This window comes from Cohnella sp. (assembly GCF_041641335.1).
GTDB lineage: Bacteria > Bacillota > Bacilli > Paenibacillales > Paenibacillaceae > Cohnella.
On record NZ_JBEPYQ010000009.1, the window covers coordinates 1 to 23,683 of the forward strand.

The window sequence follows — 23,683 nt, forward strand, 5'->3', positions numbered from 1 at the left end:
CGGAACAGCTCGTCGTAATTCACGCGGTGCACCAATTTGTGATAGAGACGCCGCATCACTTCGCTCGCTTTATCATGACGGGACCCGAGGACGATGCGATCGGGAAAAAAGACATCCTGTAAAGCGTAACCCTCTCTTAGAAACTCGGGATTGCTCACGACGGAGAAATGAATTCCGGGCACAAGGCCCGATTGCTCTTCGATAATGGAGGATACGAGATCCGCCGTGCCGACGGGAACGGTCGATTTATTGGCGACGACCGTAAATCCTTCCGGATTCAGATGCTTGCCTATCCCTTCCGCGGCAAGCTTGATATTGCTGAGCTCCGCCGTGCCGTCCGGCCTGGACGGCGTCCCGACGGCAATGAACACGACCTCCGCCTTCCTGACCGTGGCGTAGTCGGTGGAGGCAAACAACGTCTTGCCTATACATTCCGACAACAGAAGATCGAGGCCCGGTTCGTAGATCGGGCTTATTCCGGAGGAAAGCAGTCCGATTCTGCGTTCGTCGATATCCAGCAGCGTCGTCCGATGCCCCAACGCCGCGAAAGCCGCTCCCGTTACGCTACCTACATACCCTGAACCGATGCAAACGACGTTCATGCTTCTTCCCCCTATCGTATGGTTGCTTCCGCCTGCGCCGGACTCTGCCTGTAAGCTTCGATCGTCCGAAGCAATCCCTCCTCCAGCGAAACCGTCGGCTCCCATTTCAGCAGTCTCTTCGCTTTATCGATAACCGGCCTCCGGACTCTAGGATCGTCTTGAGGCAGCGGACGAAACACAATCTCGCTCGTCGAGCCCGTCAGCCGCTTCACCATCCGGGCCACCTCAAGGACCGAATATTCGTGCGGATTGCCCACGTTGACGATTTCCCCGGTCGCCGAATCGGACTCCATCATCAGCTGCAAGGCCCGAAGCGTATCGTCCGCGTAGCAGAACGATCGAGTCTGACTTCCATCGCCGTATACGGTAATCGGTTCTCCCGCCAGCGCCTGCGTTACGAAATTCGAGATCACTCTGCCGTCGTCGTTCCGCAATCCCGCGGCGTAAGTATTGAAGATCCGCGCCACCTTCGCTTGAACGCCGTGCAGCCGGTGATATTCGTAGCAGAACACTTCCCCGAGCCGCTTGGCCTCGTCGTAACAAGCGCGCGGCCCCCAAGTGTTCACGTTCCCTCGATAATCCTCCGGCTGAGGATGAACTTCCGGATCTCCGTAGGCTTCGCTTGTGCTGGCATACAGGATTTTGGCCCGATATTTCTTCGCGAGCTCCAGCATGTTCTGCGTTCCGATCGAATTGACGTAGATCGTCTCGATCGGCGCGGCCTGATAGAACTTGGGAGACGCCGGAGAAGCCAGATGGTAAATCTCGTTAACCCCCTCCAGCTCGGGCAAATCGACGATCTGCCGGTCAGCCGCGTTTCGTTCGAGAAAGGCGAACGAAGGAACGCTCAGGAGAAGCTCCAGATTGCTCTTCCTCCCCGTCGACAAATTGTCCAGTCCGATCACGCGATGGCCTTGCGCGATGAGCTCCTTCGCCAATTGCGAGCCGAGAAATCCCGCCGCCCCAGTAATGCCGATTTTTTTCATCGTCTTCCTCTCTCCCTCTCGTCTATACGGGTTCAATGCGTATTGCTTTTAATCATCACTTTGAACGTGCGGTATACGATTTTCAGGTCCAGGCCGATGGAGAGATTGCGAATATACTCATAATCGTGATGCAGGTTTTCATGGATCGGAGCCAAGCGGTCCGGACTCGTTTGCCAGAGACCGGTAATACCCGGAGTCACCATAAATCTCTGCTTTTCGAGAGGAGTATAATACTGCTCCACGATCGACTTCTGCTCCGGACGCGGACCGATAAAGCTCATCTCTCCGCGCAAGATGTTCAGCAGCTGCGGAATTTCATCCAGGCTGGCGCGGCGCAGGACGCGGCCGACCCGGGTCACTCTCGTATCGTCTTTGCGGTCCGGCGAGCGTCCCTCCTTCGGAACGTGCGAATACATCGTTCGGAATTTGAATATACGGAACGCCTTGCCGTTTTTACCGTATCTCTCCTGCCTGAACAGGACGGTTCCTTGCGAATCCAGCTTGATCGCGATCGCGATCGCGGCAGCCAGCGGGAGAAGCAATATCAGCAAGAGCAGCGCGAACCCGAAATCGAAGAAGGGTTTCCCGATTTGGACATAATATCCGCGAGGCGAGCGAATCGCCCCCGCGCTTGACTGTGGCCCGGCGTATACAGATTCCGCGATCTTCGATTGTGTAGCTTCTAACGTCGGCAAACTTGATACCGCCTTTCACTGATACGTTATGTATCTTTTTATCTTATGAATCCTACAATACGACACAATATGTATCATTGTCAATCATTATTCTTCCTTCTTGCCGAACCAGGATTGAACCCGCATATGACGATCGCGCAACAAGAGCGGATACCCATTGAACCAGGCATCCGCTCTCATCGGTTTCGCTTAACCAAGCTATCTCTTGATGACGGTTTTCATAAGGAGGAACAGAATATACCACGGTTCAAGGACATACCTCTTCCACAGTCTTCTCGGTTCGGACACTAATCGGTACAGCCATTCCAGTCCGAGTCTGCCCATCCAGCGGGGAGGCAGCGGCTTGACGTCGGCATAATAATCCATGAAAGCTCCCAGGCTCCATACGACTTTCGCGCCGAGCCTGTGCGCGTTCTGAAGAATCCAATTTTCTTGGATGGGCATGCCCATGCCGACCAAGACTAGATCGGGTTCCCAGCTTCGAATAAGATCGATGACGTTTTCATTGTCGGCGGAGCCGGGTGTTTTATCGAAATATCCGTGATGTCCCGCCAAGCTCAAACCGGGAAATCTCGCGTGAAAGCGCTCGATCGCCTTCTCCGCAACGCCGGGCCGCGAACCGAGCAGGAAGATTTTCCGGCCTTGTTCCTCGCATTCCCGGAACAGCCGGGGAAGCCAGTCCATGCTCGTCAATCTGTGGGAGCGATTCAAGCGGCAGCCGAACAGTCGGCCGAGCCAGATGATCGGCATCCCGTCGATGTGGATCAGATCCGCCCTTTCGTAATAGCGGCGCATGTCCGCGGTATGATGCATCAGATAGACGCTGTGCAGGTTGTGGTTGCCGATAACCCTGGTCTCGCTTGACGTTCGTATGCAGTCCTGAACGTAAGCCATAAGCTCCGTCTCGTTCAGCGCATGAACCTTAATCCCGAGCAGCTCGTACGACGGAATCTTCATCCCCTCACCCTTTCGTATTATGAAAGCTTCGACCCAAGCATAAACGGCTTACGCCGTCCTTGGGATCGGCGGGATAACGTGCCATGCAGAAACTAGCGGGGAAGCTTAACCTCGTCCCTCGTGATTGCGAAGGAATGGGAATAATACTGCCGTTTTCGATCCTCGTCGTTTTGTTCGGACCAATACTTTTCCCCCCAAGCGATCGAGAAGGCATACCGGAACTGGCTTCGCCGCATCGTCTCCATGTCGGGAAGACCGCCGACCTCGGATAGACCGATCGGCTTTCCGCCTCCGAAAAGCCATAGATCGTCATGATGGCTCTGCCTAAATTCTCCATGATAAATATTGTGGGTAAGAACGTCCACCCTGCCGTCGCCGCCGATTACGCCCGAGGGGAGCACCGTGCCGGGATAATAAAGACGGTAATCGTCGATGTCGGGGTCGATCTTTCTTGGACTGTGCGTATTCCAGACGAATAGCAAGTTATTCAGGCCGTGGTGTTCGACCAGACGTTCGTAAATCATGTTCCAAAGGGCGGCGTAATTCTCCTTCTTGCCCCACCAGAACCAGTACCCGTTCATTTCATGGTAAGGCCTGAACAAGACGGGTACCCCGGCTTTCTTCAATACTTTCAAATATTCCGCGACTTTATCGTATTCGGCCATCATCCAAGCATACTCGGGCGTTCCCGGAGTAACGACCCGATCGAACTCCTCTTGGGTTTTAAATCCGTCCTTGTTCGAATCGTTCCATACGTTGTTCCATGTGTTCGCCGTTAACGGAAATTGTTGATGCCAGGAAAATGAGGGAATGCCTCCGGCCCTCCAATAGGCTCTTGCCGCCCGTATCGCTTCGGTTCGGTGATTATGGACGATAGCGTCGTCCTGCCCCCCGATCGCTCCCAACTCGAAGCTCGATATCGCGGGATACTTGCCTTCCGAGATCGGCAGCACCAGATCTCTGATGTTGGCGCTCGAGGCGCCAAGCCAGTTATGCTGACCGGTGAGCATTCCCGAATAAGAACCGGACAGCTCGTTCAAATAGGCCAATAGCTGCCGGGCTTGAATCGAGGCGTCGGGATTGACCGGGGGATCTCCCGTATAGCCGCTTCGTTTGCCCTCCAGCGGCCGCGGGGAAGAACTCGACGTCAAGGCTTCGTATTTTCTCTCGAAATAGCACCCTAGCAATCCGTATAGCAGCAACATCGTCAACAATAGCTTCAACTTCACAGCGGCTCCTCCGATTTCTCTGCTCCTGCTTTTTTACATTATGATACAATATGTATCTTTGTCAACTAAAAAAAATCAATAGACCCTTTCGTAATTCAAACAGAATATGCGAAAATTAGGCAATTCCAGCGAATTGACCAGATACATTATGTATCATATAATCGAGCTAGCGAGACTACACGGAACTAATCGAGATGACGGGGAGAAGATTTGGAGATGAACGACAAAAGCAAGTACCGCGACCTCTGCAAGAAAGAACGGGAGATTCCGCTCTTTTCCATGGACTGGTGGCTTGACGTTACCGCAGGCTCCGACAATTGGGACGTCAGCATCGTGGAACGGAACCATGAAATCGTGGCCAGCTTGCCCTACTACTTTTATAAAAAGATTAGGTTTGACGTCATACATATGCCGAAGCTGACGCCGTCCATGGGGGTATGGATCAAGTATCCGGAAAACCAAAAGTATACGACCAAACTTTCCTACGAGAAGGAGATCTTTAAGGAGCTTATCGATAACCTACCGGATTTCCATCTGTTTTATCAGCATTTCCATTGGACGACGACGAACTGGATGCCTTTTCATTGGGAGGGCTTCAAACAAAGCACGGATTATACGTACGTTATCGAGAATACGCGAGATCCCGGAGAGATCTTTGCCGGCTTCAGGGAAAATATCCGTCGGGAAATTCGCAAAGCGGAGAAGAGGCTTATCGTGACCGAGGAAGACGATATTCATAGGTTTTACGGCATTCATTGCAAAACGTTCGACCGGCAGCTCATGAGCACGCCGTACCCCGTGGAATTGGTCGAACGGCTGGACGAAGCCTGCCGGTCGAGGCAATGCCGCAAAATATGGATTGCTCGCGATCAAACGGGTCAGGCGCATAGCGCGGTCTATGTCGTATGGGACGCCAAGACGGTCTACTATTTGATGGGAGGGGCGGACGCGCAGCTCCGGACAAGCGGCGCGAGTTCGCTGCTCTTGTGGGAAGCTATCCGGGAGGCTTCGCGACAGGGGAAGCAATTCGATTTCGTCGGAAGTATGTTCGAACCGATCGACCGCTTCTTTCGGGGCTTCGGCGCCGTACAGAAGCCTTACATGCAGATCTCCAAAACGAACGGAAAGCTGATGAAGTGGTCGCTTCTGGTTAAAGAGGGAATCCGATTGTTGCGATAACGAAAGAGGGCTGTCCCGCGGCGGTTTGCCAGCTGCGGGACAGCCCTCTCTTGCTGCATCCGACAGGAGTGAGGCTCTTGGCGTCCGAAACTTAAGCCGCCACGTCCCGCTTCTTGAACACCGTCCAGGAGACGGCGTTGAAGAGGATGAAATAAACCGCCAGAACCGCGAGCGAGAAGCCGAGCGTAGTCGGATGGTTCGGAATCGGCCCGGTGCCCCCGTCGATATAGTTCGTCAAGTCGAGATGCATGAACAGAACGTACTTCACCCAGCCTTTGTTCGCGAGCGCGAACAAGCCGGTGATGAGATTGCCGGCGAACAGGAAGGAGATCGACAAGCCGATCGCCAGTCCCCCGCTGCGGAAAGCCGAGGACATCGTGAAGCCGAACGTCACGATCATGATGAGCGTAATGAATTGGAACAGGTAGAACCGGATGATATACTCCCAATTGGACAGCCCGGACGTGGACAGCGTCGTATCGCCCAATCCGAAGATCAGCCAGTTGGACAGGAACGTCACGACGAACGCCGCCGCCGTGAAGAACAAGGCGAACAGCAGCGTTGCCAAATATTTGGACAGCAGAATCGTCGAACGGCTCCAGGGGCGGATCAGCAGGAGCTTGATCGTTCCCCACGTAAACTCGCCCGCGACGCTGTCGGCAGCCACCACGACGGCGAATATGGTAATGAGCGAGTAGAGAATGTACGACTCCGTCATCATGATGCTCCAGCCGGACATGTCGTCCCCCCCGGCCAGATAGATCGCCAAGGACACTAGCGGCGGAATGAGCAAGATAAAGCCGAACATGATCCAAGTGCGGATTCGACGGTAAATTTTCATATTCTCGTTCAGAATCAGGTTGATAAAGTTAGCCAATGGTTTCACTTCCCGTCACTTCGAGGAATTGGTCTTCCAACGACTTCGTCTTCACGCGGATTCCGTAGACGTTGATTCCCGCCTCCACCAATCTGCGATTCACGACCGCGATGCCCTTGCGGTCGGACGACAACGTCAAGATGCCGCCCTCGATCCGTCCGTCTCCTTGACCTTCCAGAATGCCAAGCGCGGCGTCGGGATGGTCGACGTCGAATTGCACTTCCTCCAGCGCGACGTTCTCTCCTTCGGCTGCTTGTCCTCTGATCGAACGAATATCGATGATCTGGCCTTTCTGGAGAATCGCGACCCGGTCGCACATCAGCTCCATCTCGGACAGAAGATGCGAGGAGACGAGCACGGCCGTTCCTTCGTCTTGAGCCAATTTGCGCAAATAGTCCCTTAGCTCGCGAATGCCCGCCGGATCGAGCCCGTTCGTCGGCTCGTCCAAAACGAGAAGCTTGGGCCTGTGCATGATCGCTTGCGCGACACCGAGCCTCTGGCGCATGCCGAGAGAATACTTCTTCACCTTGTCGTGAATGCGTCCTTGGAGCCCTACCAATTCGATGACCTCTTGAATTCTCTCCTCGGTGACGGAAGGAATCATGCGGGCATAGTGAAGCAAATTCTGATAACCGGTCAAAAACTTGTACATTTCGGGATTTTCCACGATCGCGCCGACATGGACAATCGCTTGGGGATACTCGGTCTTGATGCTGTGGTCCGCGATGTGAATATCTCCCGCGGTTAATCCCATTAACCCGACGATCATCCGGATCGTCGTCGTTTTGCCCGAACCGTTGGGACCCAGGAAACCGAACACTTCGCCCGGACGAACTTCGAAAGACACTCGGTCGATGATCGTCCGTTTGCCGATGACCTTGGTCACGTTCTGCAGCCGGACGACAGGGGCCTGTGACATGCGCTAACCTCCGACATGGTAAATTTGTTCCAGATTTATTATACCAACATTCCCCTTCAAATCCGAAGCTTTAGGTAAATTTAATTCATGTCGCGCCGCGCCTGCCCCCGATTAGGCCGTTGTTATACCGTTCGCGCCATCACCTTGCAATGAATGCAGCAGCCCAACGGATATTGCGCGCGGTAATAACCGGTTCGGAACAACAGCCCGGCTTGCTCCATCGTCTTCAACTGCTCGCATTTCACGCAATAGAATAATACGGCTTGATCTTTCATTTGCAGCCCTCCATCGTCATTATTAGATCGCTTCCAAACCCTTCAGCATCTCGGATTGAATTCTTCGGCGTTCCTCCGGCGTGATCGTGTAGTAATAAATCCCGTTGATCATCTTTCCTGTTCCCTGCAAGTACATCGTGTCGACGCTCGCTATCGCGGACCGGTATTTGACGATCAAGTCGATCATCTCTCCGGAGGTGAGATTCGTTCGCACATATTCGGACAAGTGCGACAGCAGCTTCGGAAGCTTCGTTACCGTTCCCCCATCGGCTACCCGATCGATCGCGCCGGACAAGATCTGCCTTTGCCGCTGCGTTCGGCCGAAATCTCCCTGGGGGTCTTCCTTGCGCATTCGGCTGTAGGCCAACGCTTCTTCTCCGCTTAGATGCTGGCTGCCTGCCGGAAAAGAATAGCCCTCGTAATGGAAAGCCCGCTCGTTGTTGACGTCGACTCCTCCAAGCGTATCGACGATGCTGATCAGACCTTCCATATTCGTCTTCATATAGAAAGCGATCGGCACTCCGAAAGCTCTCTCTACCGCCTCGACGGACAAGGCCGTGCCGCCGAAGGCGTAGGCGTGGTTGATTTTGTCGTACTTGCCCGAGTTCGGCATCAGCACCCTCGTGTCCCTCGGGATCGACAGGGCGACCGCTTTGCCGCTGCGCGGCTGAACGGTAAGCAGAATCATCGTATCGCTTCGGCCCCGGTCCCAAGGACGCTCGTCCACCCCCAGCAGCAGCATGGCGAACGGCTCCTTATCCGCCGTTTTTGGATTTCTTAACCGGGCTATGTCCTCTTCGGCGATCTTCGCCGGCTCCGAAGAATCGCGGTCCACGACCTTCACCGGAATGACCGGAAGCGCTTCCGGCTTCTCCGTCTCGGACTCTTCTTTCTCTGCCGGGCTTGGCTCGGCGTTCGCCGGACTTTTCGTCTCCTCTTCCGCCTCGAACACCGGATCCACCCACTCGGTGGACGGAAGCGGCTCATACATAGCGTTCATCGTCCGTTGTGCGGATACCCAGACGTATCCGCCGGCCCCGATTCCGATGAGCAATAGAACCGCAACTGCATATATAACCATCTTAACGATCGTAGCCCGCTTCACCTTCACGATCCCCTCTCCATCTCTAAGAAGTCACGTCGAGACGCTTGAACTCCCCATCGTCCCGGCGGTCGGTTACCTTTTTGTACAGCGTATGAATGTGCGGACTGGCCGACAGCATCAACCGAACGTATTCGTCGAATCGATATTGGAAGGCTTGCCGCTCCAGTCCCGTCATTTTCCACTGCCCGCCGTAGAAGAACAACCCGTCCTCTTCTCCGCCATGCAGCAGAACGATTCTCGGTTTCGCGGCGTAATGGCCGAGCTGCACTTCGACCATCCATTCCACGTCGTCCCGAACGGGCAATCTCAGGTTGGTGGCGAAGCTGCAGCCCCCTAACCCGATATCCCGAAGCAATACGCGCTGCGCGCGACTTCTCAGCTCCCTGTCCCGCACCTGCCACAACGTTAATTCCACGTATACGGGCGTTTGCGGCCTGAATCGGATATGCGCGCGTCTATTCACGGCAATCTGTTCGTTCATCGCTTTACCGATCTCCCGATTGATACGAATTGTAACTTAACGATGGCTATACTTTACGATACGATTCGTATCAAGTCAATAATAAATTAATAAAACACCGCTAGATTCCTGCGTTTATTTGCAATTCGGCTTGGTAAATAATAAAATAGAATAGTTCTTAATGCGACATTTTGTCTCATTTGATGCAAATGGACAGGTTCCATATTATGATGAAATCAAAGAACATCCTGGGAGGGATCTGATGAATATTGGCAGTCGTCTCGCCTTTCTAAGAGATCAACGCGGTTTAACTCAAGAAGAACTTGCTGCTTCCCTGGGCATCTCGCGCGCGGCGCTGTCCCACTACGAGAAAAGCCGCAGAGAACCCGATACCGAGACGCTAGGCAAAATCGCGGATCTGTTCCAGGTCTCCATCGACTATCTGGTGGGAAGGACGCCTCACCCCCAGACGACTCTGGATCCCGAGGTACGTCAATTCGCCGACGAGCTTGAACTGTCGGACGAACAGCTGTTGGATCATTTCGCTCTAACGATCGACGGACGCAAGCTGACCGCCGATGAAGCGCGACGCTTCATCGCTTTCGTGCGGGCGGAACGCAATATGAACGGATAATACTATTTAAAATACAAAAAAACCTCGCTGAAGGATGCGCTTCGTCATCCTCCTCATGCCGAGGTTTTTTTCAAATGTAGCTTCTATGAAGGTAAGTTAGAACTACGACTGGCGATTCGCGGTCACGAATTCCTCCGGCCACTTCTCCTTATGTATGCCCAATTGCTCCAGAATCTTGCGGATGTCAACTTCCAATGGCTGCTTGCTAACGCTTCGTTCCATCGGTAATCCTCTCTCCATCTCCGCTCCCATACCCTCTCTTCGATCCCGGATTGCAAAACTAATCCTAGTATAGGATATAGGACTTGCGGAGGGTGTCGACCAATGTAAGCATTCCTAACTTTTTTAATTAGAAGTTTTGTCGAATTCCGTGCTTCCTCCGTGCAATTCCGGTTTTCCTTTTCAAATATCCTTGTAGGACCAAATTAATCCAAAATACCTGCGCATTCACGGAGGCTTCGTGGATTATTTTCGGAACAATCTTCCATACCATGCCGTCAAGGTGACGCGCAAGCCAAGCTGCGGGGTCAAGGCCAAAAAAGTGCCTCGGCGCTACTCCAAGCGCACGGCTAAGGCCAAGAAAGTGCCTCCGCGCTACTCCAGGAGCGCGGCTAAGGCCAAGAAAGTGCCTCGGCGCTGCCCAAGCTGCGGGACTAAGGCCAAAAAAGTGCCTCCGCGCTTCCCATGCTGCGAGGCTAAGGCCAAAAAAGTGCCTCGGCGCTGCCTAGAAAAATAATTACCTCATTCCAAGAATTCATCTGAGACTTGATAGCCTAGGAATTTGAAGAAAAAGAAGACCTCTCCTTCCACTAATAATGGAGCTTGAGGTCTTCTTTTCATTCAATTAGTTGCCCCCGACGCGGGACAGGTCGCGCATGTTGGCTTCGAAAGCCGCCAGCATCGCCTGCTCTCCGCTCAAGCCCTGGGCTTTCACCTTGGCGATCTGTTCCATCATCCGTTTGTAGTCCTTCGGAATGACCTTGACGAACTTGCCGACGAATCCGTCCCAATCTTCGAGCACGCGGCGACCAAGATCGCTGTTCGTGTATTGAACGTGCTTGGCGATCATCGAACGGACCTCCGCGATCTCGTCCTTGTCCTCGAGAGTCTCCAAGCCGATCATCTCGAAGTTGCAGCGCCTCGTGAATTCGCCGTCCCAATCGATCACGTAGGCGATACCGCCGGACATTCCCGCAGCGAAGTTGCGTCCCGTCTTCCCGAGCACGACAACCCGTCCTCCGGTCATATATTCGCAGCCATGATCGCCCACGCCTTCCACGACGACGTTGACGCCGCTGTTGCGCACGGCGAACCGCTCGCCCGCGGCTCCGCGAATGTACGCTTCCCCGCTCGTCGCTCCGTAGAACGCGGTATTTCCGATAATGACGTTGTCCTCCGCCTTGAACGCAGCCTTAGAGGACGGATAGATGGCGATTTTCCCGCCGGACAGTCCCTTGCCGACGTAGTCGTTGGAATCGCCCTCAAGCGTCAGCGTCATTCCTTGCGGGATAAACGCCCCGAAGCTCTGCCCCGCCGTTCCGACGAAATGGAACTTGATCGTGTCCTCCGGCAGCCCGTTCTTCCCGTACCGGCTCGTCACTTCCGATCCGACGATCGTGCCGACGACGCGGTTCGTATTCTTGATCGGGAACGTTCCGGATACCCGCTCTCCGCTCTCCAGCGCCGGCGCGGCGGCGGCCAGGAGCGATTGAAGATCGAGCGATTCTTCCAGCAGATGATTCTGCGCTTTGGCATTGAAGCGGAACGAGCCTTCCGGCAATTCCGGCATGTACAGGAGCGGCGTCAAGTCGATGCCCTGCGTCTTGAAATGCTTGATCGCCAGCTTCGTATCCAGACGGTCGACCCGTCCGACCATCTCTTCGACGGTACGGAAGCCGAGTTCGGCCATAATTTCGCGGAATTCCTGCGCCAGGAATTTCATGAAGTTGACCACGTAATCCGCGTCGCCCATAAACTTCTTGCGCAGCTCCGGATTTTGCGTCGCGACGCCGACCGGGCAAGTGTCAAGCTGGCAGACGCGCATCATGACGCAGCCGAGCACGACGAGCGGAGCGGTCGAGAAGCCGTACTCCTCCGCGCCGAGCAGCGCGGCGATCGCGATATCGCGTCCGGTCATCATTTTGCCGTCGGTCTCGACGACGACGCGGTCGCGCAGATTGTTCAGAATCAGCGTCTGGTGCGTCTCCGCCAGGCCTAGCTCCCACGGCAGACCCGCATGGCGGATCGATCCGATCGGCGAAGCTCCCGTTCCTCCGTCGTAGCCGGAGACGAGAATGACGTCCGCGCGCCCTTTGGCCACGCCGGCGGCAATCGTGCCCACGCCGACCTCGGAGACGAGCTTGACGTTAATGCGCGCCCGAGGGTTGGCGTTCTTCAGATCGTGAATCAGCTCCGCCAAGTCCTCGATCGAATAGATGTCGTGATGAGGCGGAGGGGAGATCAGCCCGACGCCCGGAGTCGTGCCCCGAACTTCCGCGACCCAAGGATAGACTTTGCGGCCCATCAATTGTCCGCCTTCGCCCGGCTTGGCTCCTTGCGCCATCTTGATCTGGATCTCTTCCGCGTTGGACAGATAGTAGCTCGTAACGCCGAAGCGTCCGGAGGCGACTTGCTTGATCGCGCTGCGGCGGGAATCGCCGTTCGCGTCCGGCACGTAGCGGGCCGGATCTTCGCCGCCCTCCCCGGAATTCGACTTGCCGCCGATCCGGTTCATCGCAATGGCCAGCGCCTCGTGCGCTTCCTTGCTGATCGAGCCGAACGACATCGCTCCGGTCTTGAACCGCTTGAAGATCGACTCGACCGGCTCGACCTCTTCGATCGGCACCGGAGGCTGATCGAAGTTGAATTGCAGCAGCGAACGCAGCGTGCGCACTTCTTCGTACTCTCCCTGAACGAGGGCGGAATACTTTTTATACGTATCGTAATTGCCCGTACGGGTCGCCATCTGCAGCGTATGAATCGTCTGCGGATTGAACAGATGATCCTCTCCGCCCTTGCGCCACTGGTAATCTCCGCCCGAATCGAGCTCGCGCTCGGCGCCTTCCTGCGCCGAGAACGCGCGGTTGTGCGCCGCTAACGCTTCCTTCGTAATGACGTCCAGACCGATGCCCTGAATGCGGGACGCCGTGCCGGTGAAGTACTGTTCGATCACTTCCGTGTTCAAGCCGACCGCTTCGAAGATTTGAGCGCCGCGGTAAGACTGGATCGTGGAGATGCCCATTTTGGACAACACTTTTACGACGCCCTTGGTTGCTGCTTTAATGAAGTTTTTGACCGCTTTCTCGTGCGAGATGTTGCGGATCATGCCTTGACGAATCAAGTCGTCGAGCGTCTCGAACGCCAGATAAGGATTCACCGCGCTGACGCCGTAGCCGACCAATAACGCAAAGTGATGAACTTCGCGCGGTTCTCCGGACTCGAGCAGAATGCTCACCTTCGTCCGCGTGCCTTGGCGGATCAGGTGGTGGTGCAGCGCCGATACGGCCAGCAGCGACGGAATCGGCGCGTTGTCGGCGTCGACGCCTTTGTCGGACAGAATCAGAATGTTGTGCCCTCTCGAGATGACGCGATCGGCCGCGTCGCACAGCAGCTTAAGCGCGTCGCGCAATCCCTGTTCGCCGTCCTGCGGCGAGAAGAAGATCGGCAGCGTAATCGACTTGAAGCCCGGACGATGCACGTGCCGCAGCTTCGCGAACTCTTCGTTCGAGAGAACCGGCGTATACAGTCGGATATGGCGGCAGCTCTCCGGCTCCGGATTCAGCAGGTTGCGCTCCGGACCTACCGTCGTATAAGTGGAAGTTACGATTTCCTCGCGAATCGCGTCGATCGGCGGGTTCGTCACTTGCGCGAACAACTGCTTGAAGTAGTTGAACAGCCTTTGCGGCTTCTCGGACAGCACGGCCAGCGGAGAGTCGTAGCCCATGGAGGCAAGCGGCTCCACTCCGGTCAGCGCCATCGGCTCCATCACTTTGCGGACGTCCTCGAACGAGTACCCGAACGCTTGCTGACGCAACTGAACCGTCTCATGATCCGGCTCGGGCAGTTCAGGCGCTTCCGGCAAGTCCTCGAGGTCGACCAAATGGTCGTTCAACCATTCCCGGTAAGGATGCTGAGTGACGATCGAACGCTTCACTTCCTCATCGGAGATAATGCGTCCTTCCTTCGTATCGACGAGCAATATCCGCCCCGGACGCAGCCGGTCCTTCAGCACGATATCCTCTTGCGGAATCTCGATGACGCCGGCTTCCGAAGCCAGCACCATCAAGTCGTCTTTCGTCACGTAATAGCGCGCCGGGCGCAAGCCGTTGCGGTCCAGGATGGCCCCGATCTGCACGCCGTCCGTGAAGCCTACGGCAGCCGGTCCGTCCCAAGGCTCCATCAGGCACGCGTGATATTCGTAGAAAGCTCTCTTCTCTTCGTCCATATGTTCGTCGTTCTGCCACGGCTCCGGCACCATCATCATCGCGGCGTGAGCCATCGAGCGTCCGGCCAAGTACATGAATTCGAACGTATTGTCGAACATCGCCGTGTCCGAGCCGTCCGGAGCGATGATCGGCTTGATCTTCTCCAGATCGTCCCCGAACAGTTCGGTCTGGAACAGCGTCTGCCGCGCATGCATCCAGTTGATGTTGCCGCGCAGCGTGTTGATCTCGCCGTTGTGGATCAAATAGTTGAACGGATGGGCGCGTTCCCAGCTCGGGAACGTGTTCGTGCTGAAGCGCGAGTGTACGAGCGCCATCGCCGTCTCCAGACGCGGATCGTGCAGTTCCGGATAGAACAGGCCGACCTGCTCCGTCGTAAGCATTCCTTTATATACGATCTTCTTGCTCGAGAAGCTCGGGAAGTAAAACATATCGGACCCCGGGATGTCCGCATAGCGAATCGCCAGCTCCGCGCGCTTACGGATGACGTACAGCTTGCGTTCGAACGCCAGATCGTCTGTCAACGCGGCCGAGCGTGCGATGAACGCTTGACGAACGAACGGCTTAACTTTCCTGGAGGATTCGCCGAGCGGTTCGTCGTTCGTAGGCACAGTGCGCCAGCCGATCAACGTCTGGCCTTCCTCTTCCACGATCCTCGCAAAGATTTCCTCGTGATTGCGGCGAACGCCCTCGTCTTCCGGAAGGAACGTCATCGCTACCGCATATTGGCCTTCTTCCGGCAAGGAAAGACCGAGCTTCGCCGTCTCCGCCTTGAAGAATCCGTGCGGGATCTGCAGCAGAATGCCGGCTCCGTCTCCGGTGCTGGGCTCGCTGCCCTGGCCGCCGCGGTGTTCCATATTGAATAGCAGCGTCAGCGCCTGCTCCACGATCTCATGCGACTTCTTGCCTTTGATATGGGCGACAAATCCCATTCCGCATGCGTCCTTCTCGAACTGCGGATCGTACATTCCCTGTTTGACGGGAAGACCTTTACGCATCTCTACCATGTATATCAACCTTTCTGTGGACAGTGTAGGAAAATATGCAAAACGGCTTCAAATCCCGTCCCTTTTCACCTAATATAGGTAAAGGAAGGAGCAGCGGGCGTTAGCGGGGTTTGAAAGTCGTGGGTCGTCTCGGCGGAATTTCGATCGGGCGGCGGCATCGTCATGAATGGTTAAATTATTTTACCACCCCCGCGAAACGAATGGCAATTTAATATTTTTATGAAGTCGATAAGCGTTGTTATGCCTTCGGGCAGCTTCGCGGACGACTCCAAAGGAGGAAGATTCGACCATGTCGCTCTCATTGCGTCGCGCATTCATGATGACGATCTCGGCTGTCGTTCTGCTGACAACCGCCCTCTCGTCGGCCTCAGCGGCCGCTCCGGCAAGCTATCGAATCGTCGTATTGGGCGATTCCGTCAGCGCCGGGTACGAACCGATCGAAGAAATCAAAAACGGGACGACGGCACCCTATGGCTATGCAGATCGCCTGCTCGAACAGTCCTTGTTCCGGACAAGCTCGGCGCTGACCAACTACGCCATTCTGGGGCTGACGACTCCCGGACTTGCGAATCTGCTTCAAGGCGCCGCGAACGGCCAACCGCTTCAGGCGTCCGACTTGCAGGACTTCTCGTCCTTCGACCCCAGAGTCGTCGTCATGGCTGATGGCGTCGCCAAAAGGACACGGGAGCTGGCGGCCGATCTTGCCCAAGCCGACCTCGTCGTCCTGACGATCGGAGGCAACGACTTCAGCTCGCTCATCAAAATGGCGGCTGACAGCTCTACCGAGTCTGCACGTCAAATTATACAGGACAGCTTCGAGATTAGAATGAATGATTATACAAAAGATTTGGATAAAATGGCGACTCGCTTGCACGAATTGGCGCCGAACGCCCGCATCGTCCTCGCCGATCAATATTTGCCGCTGTTCAAGGGACACGAGCTTTATCCGCTGCTTCTGGACAAGGTCAAAGTGCTCTCCCAAGCTTTGGACTTATTCGCCGAAGAGATGACCAAGCGCGGCATTCCGCTGAAGATCGCTCACGTCTCCGGAAAGTTCGCCGGCAACGAAAGCGCCTATACGTATTTCAACTTATGGGACAAATGGGACATCCACCCCAAGCAACCCGGATACGAAGCGATCGCGCAGGCGTTCGCGGACAAGATCTGGAGCGACGGCTATCGCAAACCCGATCCGAGAGCGGAGGGCGTCGAGCTGTCCGTCGTCATCAACGGCAAGGAGCCGCCGAGCAAGCCCGTCTTGATCAAAGGAACGACTTTCCTCGCGCTCAGGGACGTCTCGAACGCGGTCGGCGCCGAGTTGAAATGGAACCAAGCGGCGAAGAGCGCTACCTTCAAGAAGAACGGCAAGGAAGTCGTCGTCACGATCGGTTCGAATACGGTCTACGTCGACGGGGTCGCCCGCCAGATTCCAACGCCGGCCTACTTCGAGCAAGACGGCAAAAACGTCAAAACCTACGTTCCGCTTGCCGTCGTCAGCGACAGCCTGGACTATCAAGTCGTATTCCGCAAGTCGATCATGACCGTCTTCATTAATTCCTGATTCTTCAACGTTTAGCATGCCCATCATTCCGAACGATCTTCGCAAAAAAAGGGCTGTTCCATAAGTAAACAGAGCCGTACGAACGATTATCGATGGATGCATGGAAATAGGCATCTATCTCCTTCCGCTGCTATACGATCCTGAAATGGGAACGGTTAACCCGTTACAAGGTGATTTCAGGACCGTATGAGGCAGGCTCCAGGAGATAGATGCCCTTCTTTTTTTCATCGATAATCTTGTATGTTTCTACTTATGGGACAGCCTTTTCTGTATTCTCACTATTTCGCCGTGACGCGAATCGTGACCGTCTTGCCTCCGAAGGCGCCTTTGATCGAGGCCGTGCCTTTGCCTTTGACCGTGATCTTGCCGTCTACGACGGTCGCCACGGACGCTTTGGAAGTCGTCCACACCGCCTTCGTCGTTACGTTCTCGGTTTTGCCGTTCTCGTACAACGCGGTAAGCTGTACGCTAAGCTGATTGCCTACCACGGCCGCTTTGAACGACGTATCCGAAGCGGTCAGCTTCGTCAGCTTGGCCGTCACGTCGTAAGGAACCTCCAGCGTTTTGCCCTGTACGTTCGCCGTCAGCTTGCCGCTGCCTTCGGTCAAGCCTTTCACGGATGCGCCCTTGATCGATACATGCTCCGCGTTCGACGCAACCCAGGAAACTCTGGAGCTCACATTCACCTGCTTGCCGCTTTTCGTCGTGCCGACGACTTTGATCGACTTCGACTTGTTCAACGTGACGCTGACTTTGGCAGGCGTGATCTCGAACGAAGTAAACTCTTCTTCCACCGTCACTTTGACTTTGACCGTTTTGTTCAAGTACGTTCCGGTCAGCGTCGCGTTGGCGGCGAGCAGACCCTTCATCGAAGTCGGCTTGACGAGCAGGTTCGGCGTCGACGACTTCCACTCGATCTTCTGGGCGATCTCTTCGCTCGACACTTCGTCGCCGTTCTCGTAAATCAGCCTGACTTTCGGCAGATCGACTTCCTTGCCGATGACGACGCTAATCGTCTCCTGCTCGGCGATCAGCGCCAATATTTTATTGTGTACCGTAACGGTAACCGTCGCTTCGATGTATTTCCCTTCGACGCTCTCGATTCTGGCCGTCAGCACGGCCTTGCCCGGACCTTCCGCCTTCCACTTGCCGTCCTCGATCGAAACGACGTCCGTGTTGCTGGAAGTCCATTGAGCCAGCTTGGTGACGTCCTTCGTCTCTTCGGCGACCGTCGTTCCGGTCAGTCCCGGGAGATTGCCATCGTCTTCTACGTACACGTCCATCTCCGTTTTGTCGGCTTTAACCGATTCGATCGTCGGGAACACCGTCACGGAGACCGACTTGGACAAGCCCAAGTAAGACACGTTGATCGTCGCGGAGCCCGTTCCGTTTGGCTGTACGTATACTTTGCCGTTTTCCTTCCGGATGACCGCGACCGCCTGATCGGTGTCGGAAATCTTCCACTCCACGAGGCTCGTAACGTCAACCGGACCATTCTCCAGCTTGCCGCTATTGGCGGCAGCCGTCAGCTCCACTTTCGAGCCAAACAGCGTGACGTAAATCGAATTGTTCGGAGAAATTTTCAGCGCTTCGTACTGCGTCTTCACGATAACCGTTATGGTTCCGGAAGCTCCGTTGTGCTTCGCCGTAATGACGGCCGTGCCTTTGCCGACGGCCTTCAGCTTGCCGTCTTCATCGACCGTAACGACGGCGGCATTGCTGCTCGTCCACGTCGCATCGCTCGTAACCGTCTGCTCCGTTCCCGAGTTCAGCGTCGCTACGGCGACCAGCGATTGCTCGGGTCCGCCGATGTACATTTCAACCGGACCTTGCAGCGTAACTCCTGCTTCGGTCCTGAACTTGATTTCCTTATAAGGAGATTTAACCTTCAGCTCGATCGAGTCCGTCTTCCCCTTGCTCTTGGCCGTAATCTTGACTTCGCCGGCGGAGACGAGCTTGACTTTGCCCTTCTCGACCGTCGCCACGTTGGCGTCTGAAGTCGTCCACTGCGCCGTCGACGTAACGTCTTCGAACGAACCGCTGCTCCGGGTGCCCGAGACGTTTAATTGAAGCTCCTCGCCGAGCTCGACGTCCTTCTTCTCAGGAGCGTCGGCCCCTTCCAGCTTCAGTCTGAGCTCGTTGAAATAGTGCTCGGCCGTAACGACGAACGCGGCCGTCCTCTCCTTGTACCTCACCGTAATGGTGGCCGAAGAGACGGGACCCGTTGCGGTTACGACGCCCTTGGACACCTTGACGGACGAGGAGGTGGACGACCAGGTCGCGTCCTCGGTCACGTTCTTCTCCCCGGATATGGACATACTCGCGTACGCGGTCAAGTGAATCGAGTTGTCGTCCACGTAAAGCCGGCCCGGCTCCTGCACGGAAGTGGTGATGTAGACGGAATTAACGACGTCGTCAGCCGCCGCGGCTACGCCGCCGAACGAGCCTCCGACCAGCGCGACCGCAAGAAACATAGCGAGAATACGATTATAAATGACTTGGGGACGTGACGGCATGATTCGATGTTTCGCTGCATTGCTCCACATTTTCATTTGTAAGCGGATCCTCCATAAGCATCATTCGTTTTGAACACTCTACCTCTATAACGGCTTTTCGAACCTGTTCCTGAAGATGGAAACGGAAATTCCCCTCTTTTTTCACGCACAAAAAGCCGTCTTTAGGCCAATTTGCCTATAAAGACGGCTTGCCGTTTGCTACGGCTGCCGGAATCTCCGGCCGCTTTACATTCCGTAATCCTTGCGCAAAGTCTCCAGATTGCCCAGGCACCGCTCGGCCCATCTCTTCAGCCGGTCGATCCTCTCCTGCTCGCCGTCGAGCGCCGCCCGCAGCGACTCGCGATAGTCCGGAATCGTTCCCGTATAGGGTTTTACGGTCGCCAGAGGCACCCATACCTTCTCCGTGTAGGCTAGCGCCCTGCGTTCGTGGAAGATCGGGGCGTCGGGGTCGTAGGAGCTGTGCAGATCGCCCTGGGTCGGGTGCTGCAGCACCGCGAGAACTTTGACGAGCGCCCTCCGATCGTCCCGATCGATGATCTCTCCGATGTAGTCCCCCGTTTTATAGCTGATTTTCACGATTTCATTGCCGGCTTCCGCCTCTTTCATTGTGGCCATCCTCCCATTCGACAAGTTTCTTCTTATTGTACCACTTGTTCCTCGTCCCGCTTCAGCGTAATATGGTAGTAGGAAAAGTGGAGGATTATTGCTGATGCGTAAAAAGAGAGTTCTGCTGCTTTCCGAAGGTTTCGGTACGGGACATACGCAAGCCGCGTATGCGCTTGCCATGGGGCTGCGCCAGCTCTCGCCCAAGATTCAGACGAGGGTCATCGAGCTTGGCACTTTTCTAAACCCCGTCATAGGCCCGCTGATCTTGTCCGCCTACCGCAAAACCGTAAGCAAACAGCCTAAGCTCGTCGGGAAAATGTACCGAAGCGGCTATCATAAATCGCTGAACCGGGTCACGCAATTCGCGCTGCACCGTATTTTCTACAATCAGGTATCGGACGTCGTCCGGCAGCTCAAGCCGGATTCCATCGTCTGCACCCATCCGATTCCCAACGCCGTTGTCAGCCGACTGAAGAGACTGGGGTTGGACGTCCCTTTGTATACGCTGATTACGGACTACGACGCGCACGCGACATGGACGAACCCGGAGGTCAACACCTATCTGGTCAGCACGCCGGCCGTCAGGAACAAGCTGATCGCCCGCGGCGTCCCGGCCAAAGCCATCGAGGTGACCGGCATTCCGGTCCATCCGAACTTCTGGCATCCGCACGATAGAGCCGAGATTTTGTCCCAGTTCCGCTTGCAGGACATGCCCACGGTTCTCATTATGGGCGGCGGATGGGGGCTGCTATACGGCGAAGAGCTCGTCGAGTACATGGCCAACTACGCCGACCGCATCCAGCTTATTCTATGCATGGGCAATAACGAAAAAGCCCGGGAGAAGCTGCTCTCCGATACCCGATTCCAGCATCCGAACGTGCATGTGCTCGGCTTTACGAAAGAGATCAGCAAGCTGATGGACGTCTCCGACCTGCTCGTGACGAAGCCGGGAGGCATGACCTGCACCGAAGGAATGGCCAAGGGCATTCCGATGCTGTTCTACGAGCCGATTCCCGGCCAGGAAGAGGAGAACGCCGAGTATTTCGTCAAGCACGGGTTCGGCGAGCTGATGACGACCAACGAGACGATCGACCGCTGGTTTCGCCTCATCCAGGAGCCGTATGCGGCCGGACAACACCGCGACGCCTTGCTTGCGCTTCGCAATGCCGAATACAATCCCGCCAAATGCTCGGAGGCCGTCCTCTCATTGATGAAGTGACGCTTCCGGCAACGGCTGCAGAACAGCCAAAAAGGCCCGGATCTTCCGACAGGAAGCCCGAGCCTTTTTCGATATCAGACGGATTGCTCTATTGCGCAGGCGCCGCTTCAGGAAGAGGATCGCCGCATCCATCAGTATCGTCCTTTACAACGCGCTTCCTCCATAGAGGAAGCGGTACTCCCAATGCTTGCCGGCAATGCTGTCCGTACGGACGCCGCCCGAATCCTTCGAGTACGTGTGCAGCACCTTGCCGTCGCCGAGATAGATCGCCGCGTGGCTGATCTTGTCGGAGAACGATTTTTTCCCGGAATAGAGAGAAGCGCTCGTTCCCTTGTAGTCCATGAAGAACATCAGATCGCCGCGCTTCAGCTCGCGCCAATCCGTCGTCACGGAGCTTTTGTCCCTCACGTAGTCGCCTTGTCCCCGGGAATCAGCCGGAAGGACGATGCCGAGCGCGTCCTTGAACATCTGGCGAATGAGATCGGAGCAATCGAACGTGCTCGTGTCGTTCCGGCTGGAGCCGTATTCGTAAGGCGTGCCCAGATAGTTCATGCCGGCGGCGATTACGGCTTCGATCTGGCTGCCCGCGCCGTTGGTCGGCGGAGTCGGCTGGGACGGCCCCCCGCCCCCGATCTGCCCCGTCACCCGGATGTATTGGGTATCCGTGCTTACGTAACCGGTCTGGCCTTTCGAATCTTTTACCTCGTACCAATAAGAGTTATATTGTCCCGTCACCGTCACCTGCTCGCCCTTGGACAAATAGCGGATGCGGGAATCGCTCGTCGAAGGGCCGGTGCGGAAGGACACGCTCGCCACGATGCTGGCGTTCGCGCCGACCGTTCCGCCGCCTTCGGACGGCGCCTGAACGGGCTCGTTTATTTTCAAATACTTGCTGTCCGTGGATAGGTATCCGATCGTGCCGAATACGTCCTGAACCCTATACCATGCGCTGTTGTACTGGCCTAGGACGACGACTTCCTCGCCTTTGCCGATCATTCGCACCACCGAAGACGAAGTGCTCGGAGTCGTCCGGAAGTTCACCCCGTACTGGATCGTGCCCGTCGTGACCGTTGCCGCGCCCGCCTCGGAATAAGGATAGCTCCCCCATACCATCATCGCCGCCAAGAGACTCATCAACGTTCGCCTAAACTTCATTATGCAGTCCTCCTCTAGATTCGGCGTTAAGGACAAAAAGCCCTTACTTGCTTCATTATAGAGGCGCGCCCAAAGCCTTCCATCGGCCCATACACCCAACAAATGGGACCTTCAATGGGCAAGCCGATTCAGACGCGCATGGGACCGAGGACCGCAAAAGCGCTTACGCCGCGGGTCGGGAACCGATTATTTTTCCCGAACTTACCAATTAATTAGGACCAGATATAAGAAAAAAAGCCGCTATCAAGCGGCCGCCTTGGCGAAAATGTATCTTCAGGAGGAATAAAAAGGGATAGATCGATTCGTTAGTCCCAGGAACAATCAGGAAATCATCCCGGATTTCCCTTCCGATAACCGGGTCAGATCATGCTTTCTTCCGGCTCGACGTGCACGTGCACGTTCAAAATATCGCGCTTGCGCCTTAGCCGCTGCTCCACCGTATCGCTGATCCGATGGCTGTCGACGACCGACAGCGTCGGATCGACCGTCACGATGACGTCGACGAGCACGGTGCTGCCGTGAATGCGGGCGCGGATGTCCTTGATCCCGCGAACGCCTTCGGTCCGCTCGACGACGCCTCTCAGCGTCCTGAGCTGCTTCGCATCGAAGCCGTCGGTCAAGTCGTGCGTCGCCGACCAGAAAATTTCCCAGGCCGTCTTCAAGATTAACAGCGCCACGACGATCGCGGCGGCGGCGTCCAGCCAGACCACCCCGAGCGCCGCTCCGAAGATGCCCGCCGCGGCGCCGACGCTGACAAGGGCGTCGGAGAAATTGTCCTTCGCGGCCGCCATCAGCGCCTGGCTGCGAATGCGTTTGGCCAGCCGGGCGTTATAGCCGTACACCGCCAGCATGGCGGCCGCGGCGGCCAGAGCGATCCAGCCCGCGTTCCAATCCGGCACCTCGAACTGGCCGCGCCACAGCTTAAGAATCGCCGCCTGCCCGACCTGCAAGCCGACCGTCGCCATAATGAACGAGGCGATCAGAGCGGCGATCGTCTCCGCTCTTAGATGGCCGTAGGGATGATTCGCGTCCGGAGGCCTTCTGGAGATGCGCAGCCCGATCAATACGGCGACCGAAGCGACGATGTCGGTGACGTTGTTGAATCCGTCAGCGGTCAGCGCCTCGGAATGGAACAGCCATCCCGCCGCCAGCTTCAGGGAAGAGAGTATGAGATACGCCGTTATGCTGACCCAGGCTCCCTTTTCCCCTTTGCGGATATCGCCGTATACGTCCACCTCGCCTCCTCCCCTCCTAAGCTG

Annotated in this window: 18 protein-coding genes and 1 pseudogene; 4 read left to right on the top strand and 15 right to left on the bottom strand. The window is 55.9% G+C overall.

The window, feature by feature from the left end; genetic code table 11:
- The 5 genes and pseudogenes from ACESLM_RS04395 to ACESLM_RS04415 form a co-directional block, all read right to left on the bottom strand.
- A pseudogene (locus tag ACESLM_RS04395) lies at positions 1-602 on the bottom strand (UDP-glucose dehydrogenase family protein); the annotation flags it as partial.
- Between the two features lie 11 nt (positions 603-613).
- Positions 614-1,588 (bottom strand): UDP-glucuronic acid decarboxylase family protein, encoded by a 975-nt coding sequence (locus tag ACESLM_RS04400; protein ID WP_372630162.1) that lies wholly within the window; start codon positions 1,586-1,588, stop codon positions 614-616.
- A gap of 32 nt (positions 1,589-1,620) precedes the next feature.
- Positions 1,621-2,283, bottom strand: coding sequence for a sugar transferase (locus ACESLM_RS04405; RefSeq protein ID WP_372630163.1), 663 nt, complete (start codon positions 2,281-2,283; stop codon positions 1,621-1,623).
- Positions 2,284-2,481: 198 nt separating this feature from the next.
- The gene (locus tag ACESLM_RS04410) at positions 2,482-3,240 is read right to left on the bottom strand and encodes a WecB/TagA/CpsF family glycosyltransferase (protein ID WP_372630164.1); all 759 of its coding nucleotides are present in this window, start codon (positions 3,238-3,240) and stop codon (positions 2,482-2,484) included.
- A gap of 92 nt (positions 3,241-3,332) precedes the next feature.
- Positions 3,333-4,469, bottom strand: coding sequence for a glycosyl hydrolase (locus ACESLM_RS04415; RefSeq protein ID WP_372630165.1), 1,137 nt, complete (start codon positions 4,467-4,469; stop codon positions 3,333-3,335).
- A 216-nt stretch (positions 4,470-4,685) separates the two neighbouring features.
- Here ACESLM_RS04415 and ACESLM_RS04420 point away from each other — a divergent pair, with 216 nt between their 5' ends.
- Entirely contained in the window at positions 4,686-5,648 is a 963-nt protein-coding gene (locus ACESLM_RS04420) for a GNAT family N-acetyltransferase (protein ID WP_372630166.1), read from the top strand.
- A 91-nt stretch (positions 5,649-5,739) separates the two neighbouring features.
- On the opposite strand, the gene ACESLM_RS04425 is transcribed toward ACESLM_RS04420, so the two are convergent.
- The 5 genes from ACESLM_RS04425 to ACESLM_RS04445 form a co-directional block, all read right to left on the bottom strand.
- Positions 5,740-6,525 (bottom strand): ABC transporter permease, encoded by a 786-nt coding sequence (locus ACESLM_RS04425; RefSeq protein WP_372630167.1) that lies wholly within the window; start codon positions 6,523-6,525, stop codon positions 5,740-5,742.
- On the bottom strand, positions 6,518-7,444 hold the full coding sequence (locus ACESLM_RS04430; RefSeq protein WP_372630168.1) for an ABC transporter ATP-binding protein: 927 nt from the start codon (positions 7,442-7,444) through the stop codon (positions 6,518-6,520). The genes ACESLM_RS04425 and ACESLM_RS04430 overlap by 8 nt, the downstream gene beginning before the upstream one ends.
- 122 nt (positions 7,445-7,566) lie before the next feature.
- Complete coding sequence (locus tag ACESLM_RS04435) at positions 7,567-7,719, bottom strand: hypothetical protein (RefSeq protein ID WP_158223560.1); 153 nt, start codon at positions 7,717-7,719, stop codon at positions 7,567-7,569.
- Between the two features lie 22 nt (positions 7,720-7,741).
- A complete protein-coding gene (locus tag ACESLM_RS04440; protein ID WP_372630169.1) occupies positions 7,742-8,830 on the bottom strand; it encodes an LCP family glycopolymer transferase in 1,089 nt (362 codons plus the stop codon).
- 16 nt (positions 8,831-8,846) lie between these two features.
- Positions 8,847-9,305, bottom strand: coding sequence for a hypothetical protein (locus tag ACESLM_RS04445; RefSeq protein ID WP_372630170.1), 459 nt, complete (start codon positions 9,303-9,305; stop codon positions 8,847-8,849).
- A 241-nt stretch (positions 9,306-9,546) separates the two neighbouring features.
- Here ACESLM_RS04445 and ACESLM_RS04450 point away from each other — a divergent pair, with 241 nt between their 5' ends.
- The gene (locus ACESLM_RS04450) at positions 9,547-9,918 is read left to right on the top strand and encodes a helix-turn-helix domain-containing protein (RefSeq protein WP_094042093.1); all 372 of its coding nucleotides are present in this window, start codon (positions 9,547-9,549) and stop codon (positions 9,916-9,918) included.
- An 844-nt stretch (positions 9,919-10,762) separates the two neighbouring features.
- On the opposite strand, the gene gltB is transcribed toward ACESLM_RS04450, so the two are convergent.
- Complete coding sequence (gltB, locus tag ACESLM_RS04455; protein ID WP_372630171.1) at positions 10,763-15,367, bottom strand: glutamate synthase large subunit; 4,605 nt, start codon at positions 15,365-15,367, stop codon at positions 10,763-10,765.
- Between the two features lie 289 nt (positions 15,368-15,656).
- Here gltB and ACESLM_RS04460 point away from each other — a divergent pair, with 289 nt between their 5' ends.
- Complete coding sequence (locus ACESLM_RS04460) at positions 15,657-16,928, top strand: SGNH/GDSL hydrolase family protein (RefSeq protein WP_372630172.1); 1,272 nt, start codon at positions 15,657-15,659, stop codon at positions 16,926-16,928.
- A gap of 278 nt (positions 16,929-17,206) precedes the next feature.
- Here the strand turns inward: ACESLM_RS04460 and ACESLM_RS04465 are convergent, their stop codons facing one another.
- Both ACESLM_RS04465 and kapB read right to left on the bottom strand, forming a co-directional pair.
- Positions 17,207-19,480, bottom strand: coding sequence for an Ig-like domain-containing protein (locus tag ACESLM_RS04465; RefSeq protein WP_372630173.1), 2,274 nt, complete (start codon positions 19,478-19,480; stop codon positions 17,207-17,209).
- Between the two features lie 189 nt (positions 19,481-19,669).
- Complete coding sequence (kapB, locus tag ACESLM_RS04470) at positions 19,670-20,050, bottom strand: kinase-associated lipoprotein KapB (RefSeq protein ID WP_372630174.1); 381 nt, start codon at positions 20,048-20,050, stop codon at positions 19,670-19,672.
- Positions 20,051-20,153: 103 nt separating this feature from the next.
- On the opposite strand from kapB, the gene ACESLM_RS04475 reads away from it, so the two are divergent.
- A complete protein-coding gene (locus tag ACESLM_RS04475; protein ID WP_372630175.1) occupies positions 20,154-21,269 on the top strand; it encodes an MGDG synthase family glycosyltransferase in 1,116 nt (371 codons plus the stop codon).
- A 144-nt stretch (positions 21,270-21,413) separates the two neighbouring features.
- Here the strand turns inward: ACESLM_RS04475 and ACESLM_RS04480 are convergent, their stop codons facing one another.
- Both ACESLM_RS04480 and ACESLM_RS04485 read right to left on the bottom strand, forming a co-directional pair.
- Positions 21,414-22,424, bottom strand: a complete 1,011-nt coding sequence (locus tag ACESLM_RS04480; RefSeq protein WP_372630176.1) for a C40 family peptidase — start codon at positions 22,422-22,424, stop codon at positions 21,414-21,416.
- A gap of 359 nt (positions 22,425-22,783) precedes the next feature.
- Positions 22,784-23,659: a cation diffusion facilitator family transporter gene (locus tag ACESLM_RS04485; RefSeq protein ID WP_372630177.1), complete on the bottom strand. Its 876-nt coding sequence runs from the start codon at positions 23,657-23,659 to the stop codon at positions 22,784-22,786.
- Positions 23,660-23,683 lie beyond the last annotated feature (24 nt).

Excerpts from the sequence above, each read along its gene's own strand:
- ACESLM_RS04435 (WP_158223560.1), bottom strand. The coding sequence starts at position 7,719 with ATGAAAGATCAAGCCGTATTATTCTATTGCGTGAAATGCGAGCAGTTG.
- ACESLM_RS04420 (WP_372630166.1), top strand. The coding sequence starts at position 4,686 with ATGAACGACAAAAGCAAGTACCGCGACCTCTGCAAGAAAGAACGGGAG.
- ACESLM_RS04410 (WP_372630164.1), bottom strand. The coding sequence starts at position 3,240 with ATGAAGATTCCGTCGTACGAGCTGCTCGGGATTAAGGTTCATGCGCTG.
- ACESLM_RS04475 (WP_372630175.1), top strand. The coding sequence starts at position 20,154 with ATGCGTAAAAAGAGAGTTCTGCTGCTTTCCGAAGGTTTCGGTACGGGA.
- ACESLM_RS04450 (WP_094042093.1), top strand. The coding sequence starts at position 9,547 with ATGAATATTGGCAGTCGTCTCGCCTTTCTAAGAGATCAACGCGGTTTA.
- ACESLM_RS04445 (WP_372630170.1), bottom strand. The coding sequence starts at position 9,305 with ATGAACGAACAGATTGCCGTGAATAGACGCGCGCATATCCGATTCAGG.
- ACESLM_RS04465 (WP_372630173.1), bottom strand. The coding sequence starts at position 19,480 with ATGAAAATGTGGAGCAATGCAGCGAAACATCGAATCATGCCGTCACGT.
- ACESLM_RS04430 (WP_372630168.1), bottom strand. The coding sequence starts at position 7,444 with ATGTCACAGGCCCCTGTCGTCCGGCTGCAGAACGTGACCAAGGTCATC.
- ACESLM_RS04460 (WP_372630172.1), top strand. The coding sequence starts at position 15,657 with ATGTCGCTCTCATTGCGTCGCGCATTCATGATGACGATCTCGGCTGTC.
- ACESLM_RS04480 (WP_372630176.1), bottom strand. The coding sequence starts at position 22,424 with ATGAAGTTTAGGCGAACGTTGATGAGTCTCTTGGCGGCGATGATGGTA.
- gltB (WP_372630171.1), bottom strand. The coding sequence starts at position 15,367 with ATGGTAGAGATGCGTAAAGGTCTTCCCGTCAAACAGGGAATGTACGAT.
- kapB (WP_372630174.1), bottom strand. The coding sequence starts at position 20,050 with ATGAAAGAGGCGGAAGCCGGCAATGAAATCGTGAAAATCAGCTATAAA.
- ACESLM_RS04400 (WP_372630162.1), bottom strand. The coding sequence starts at position 1,588 with ATGAAAAAAATCGGCATTACTGGGGCGGCGGGATTTCTCGGCTCGCAA.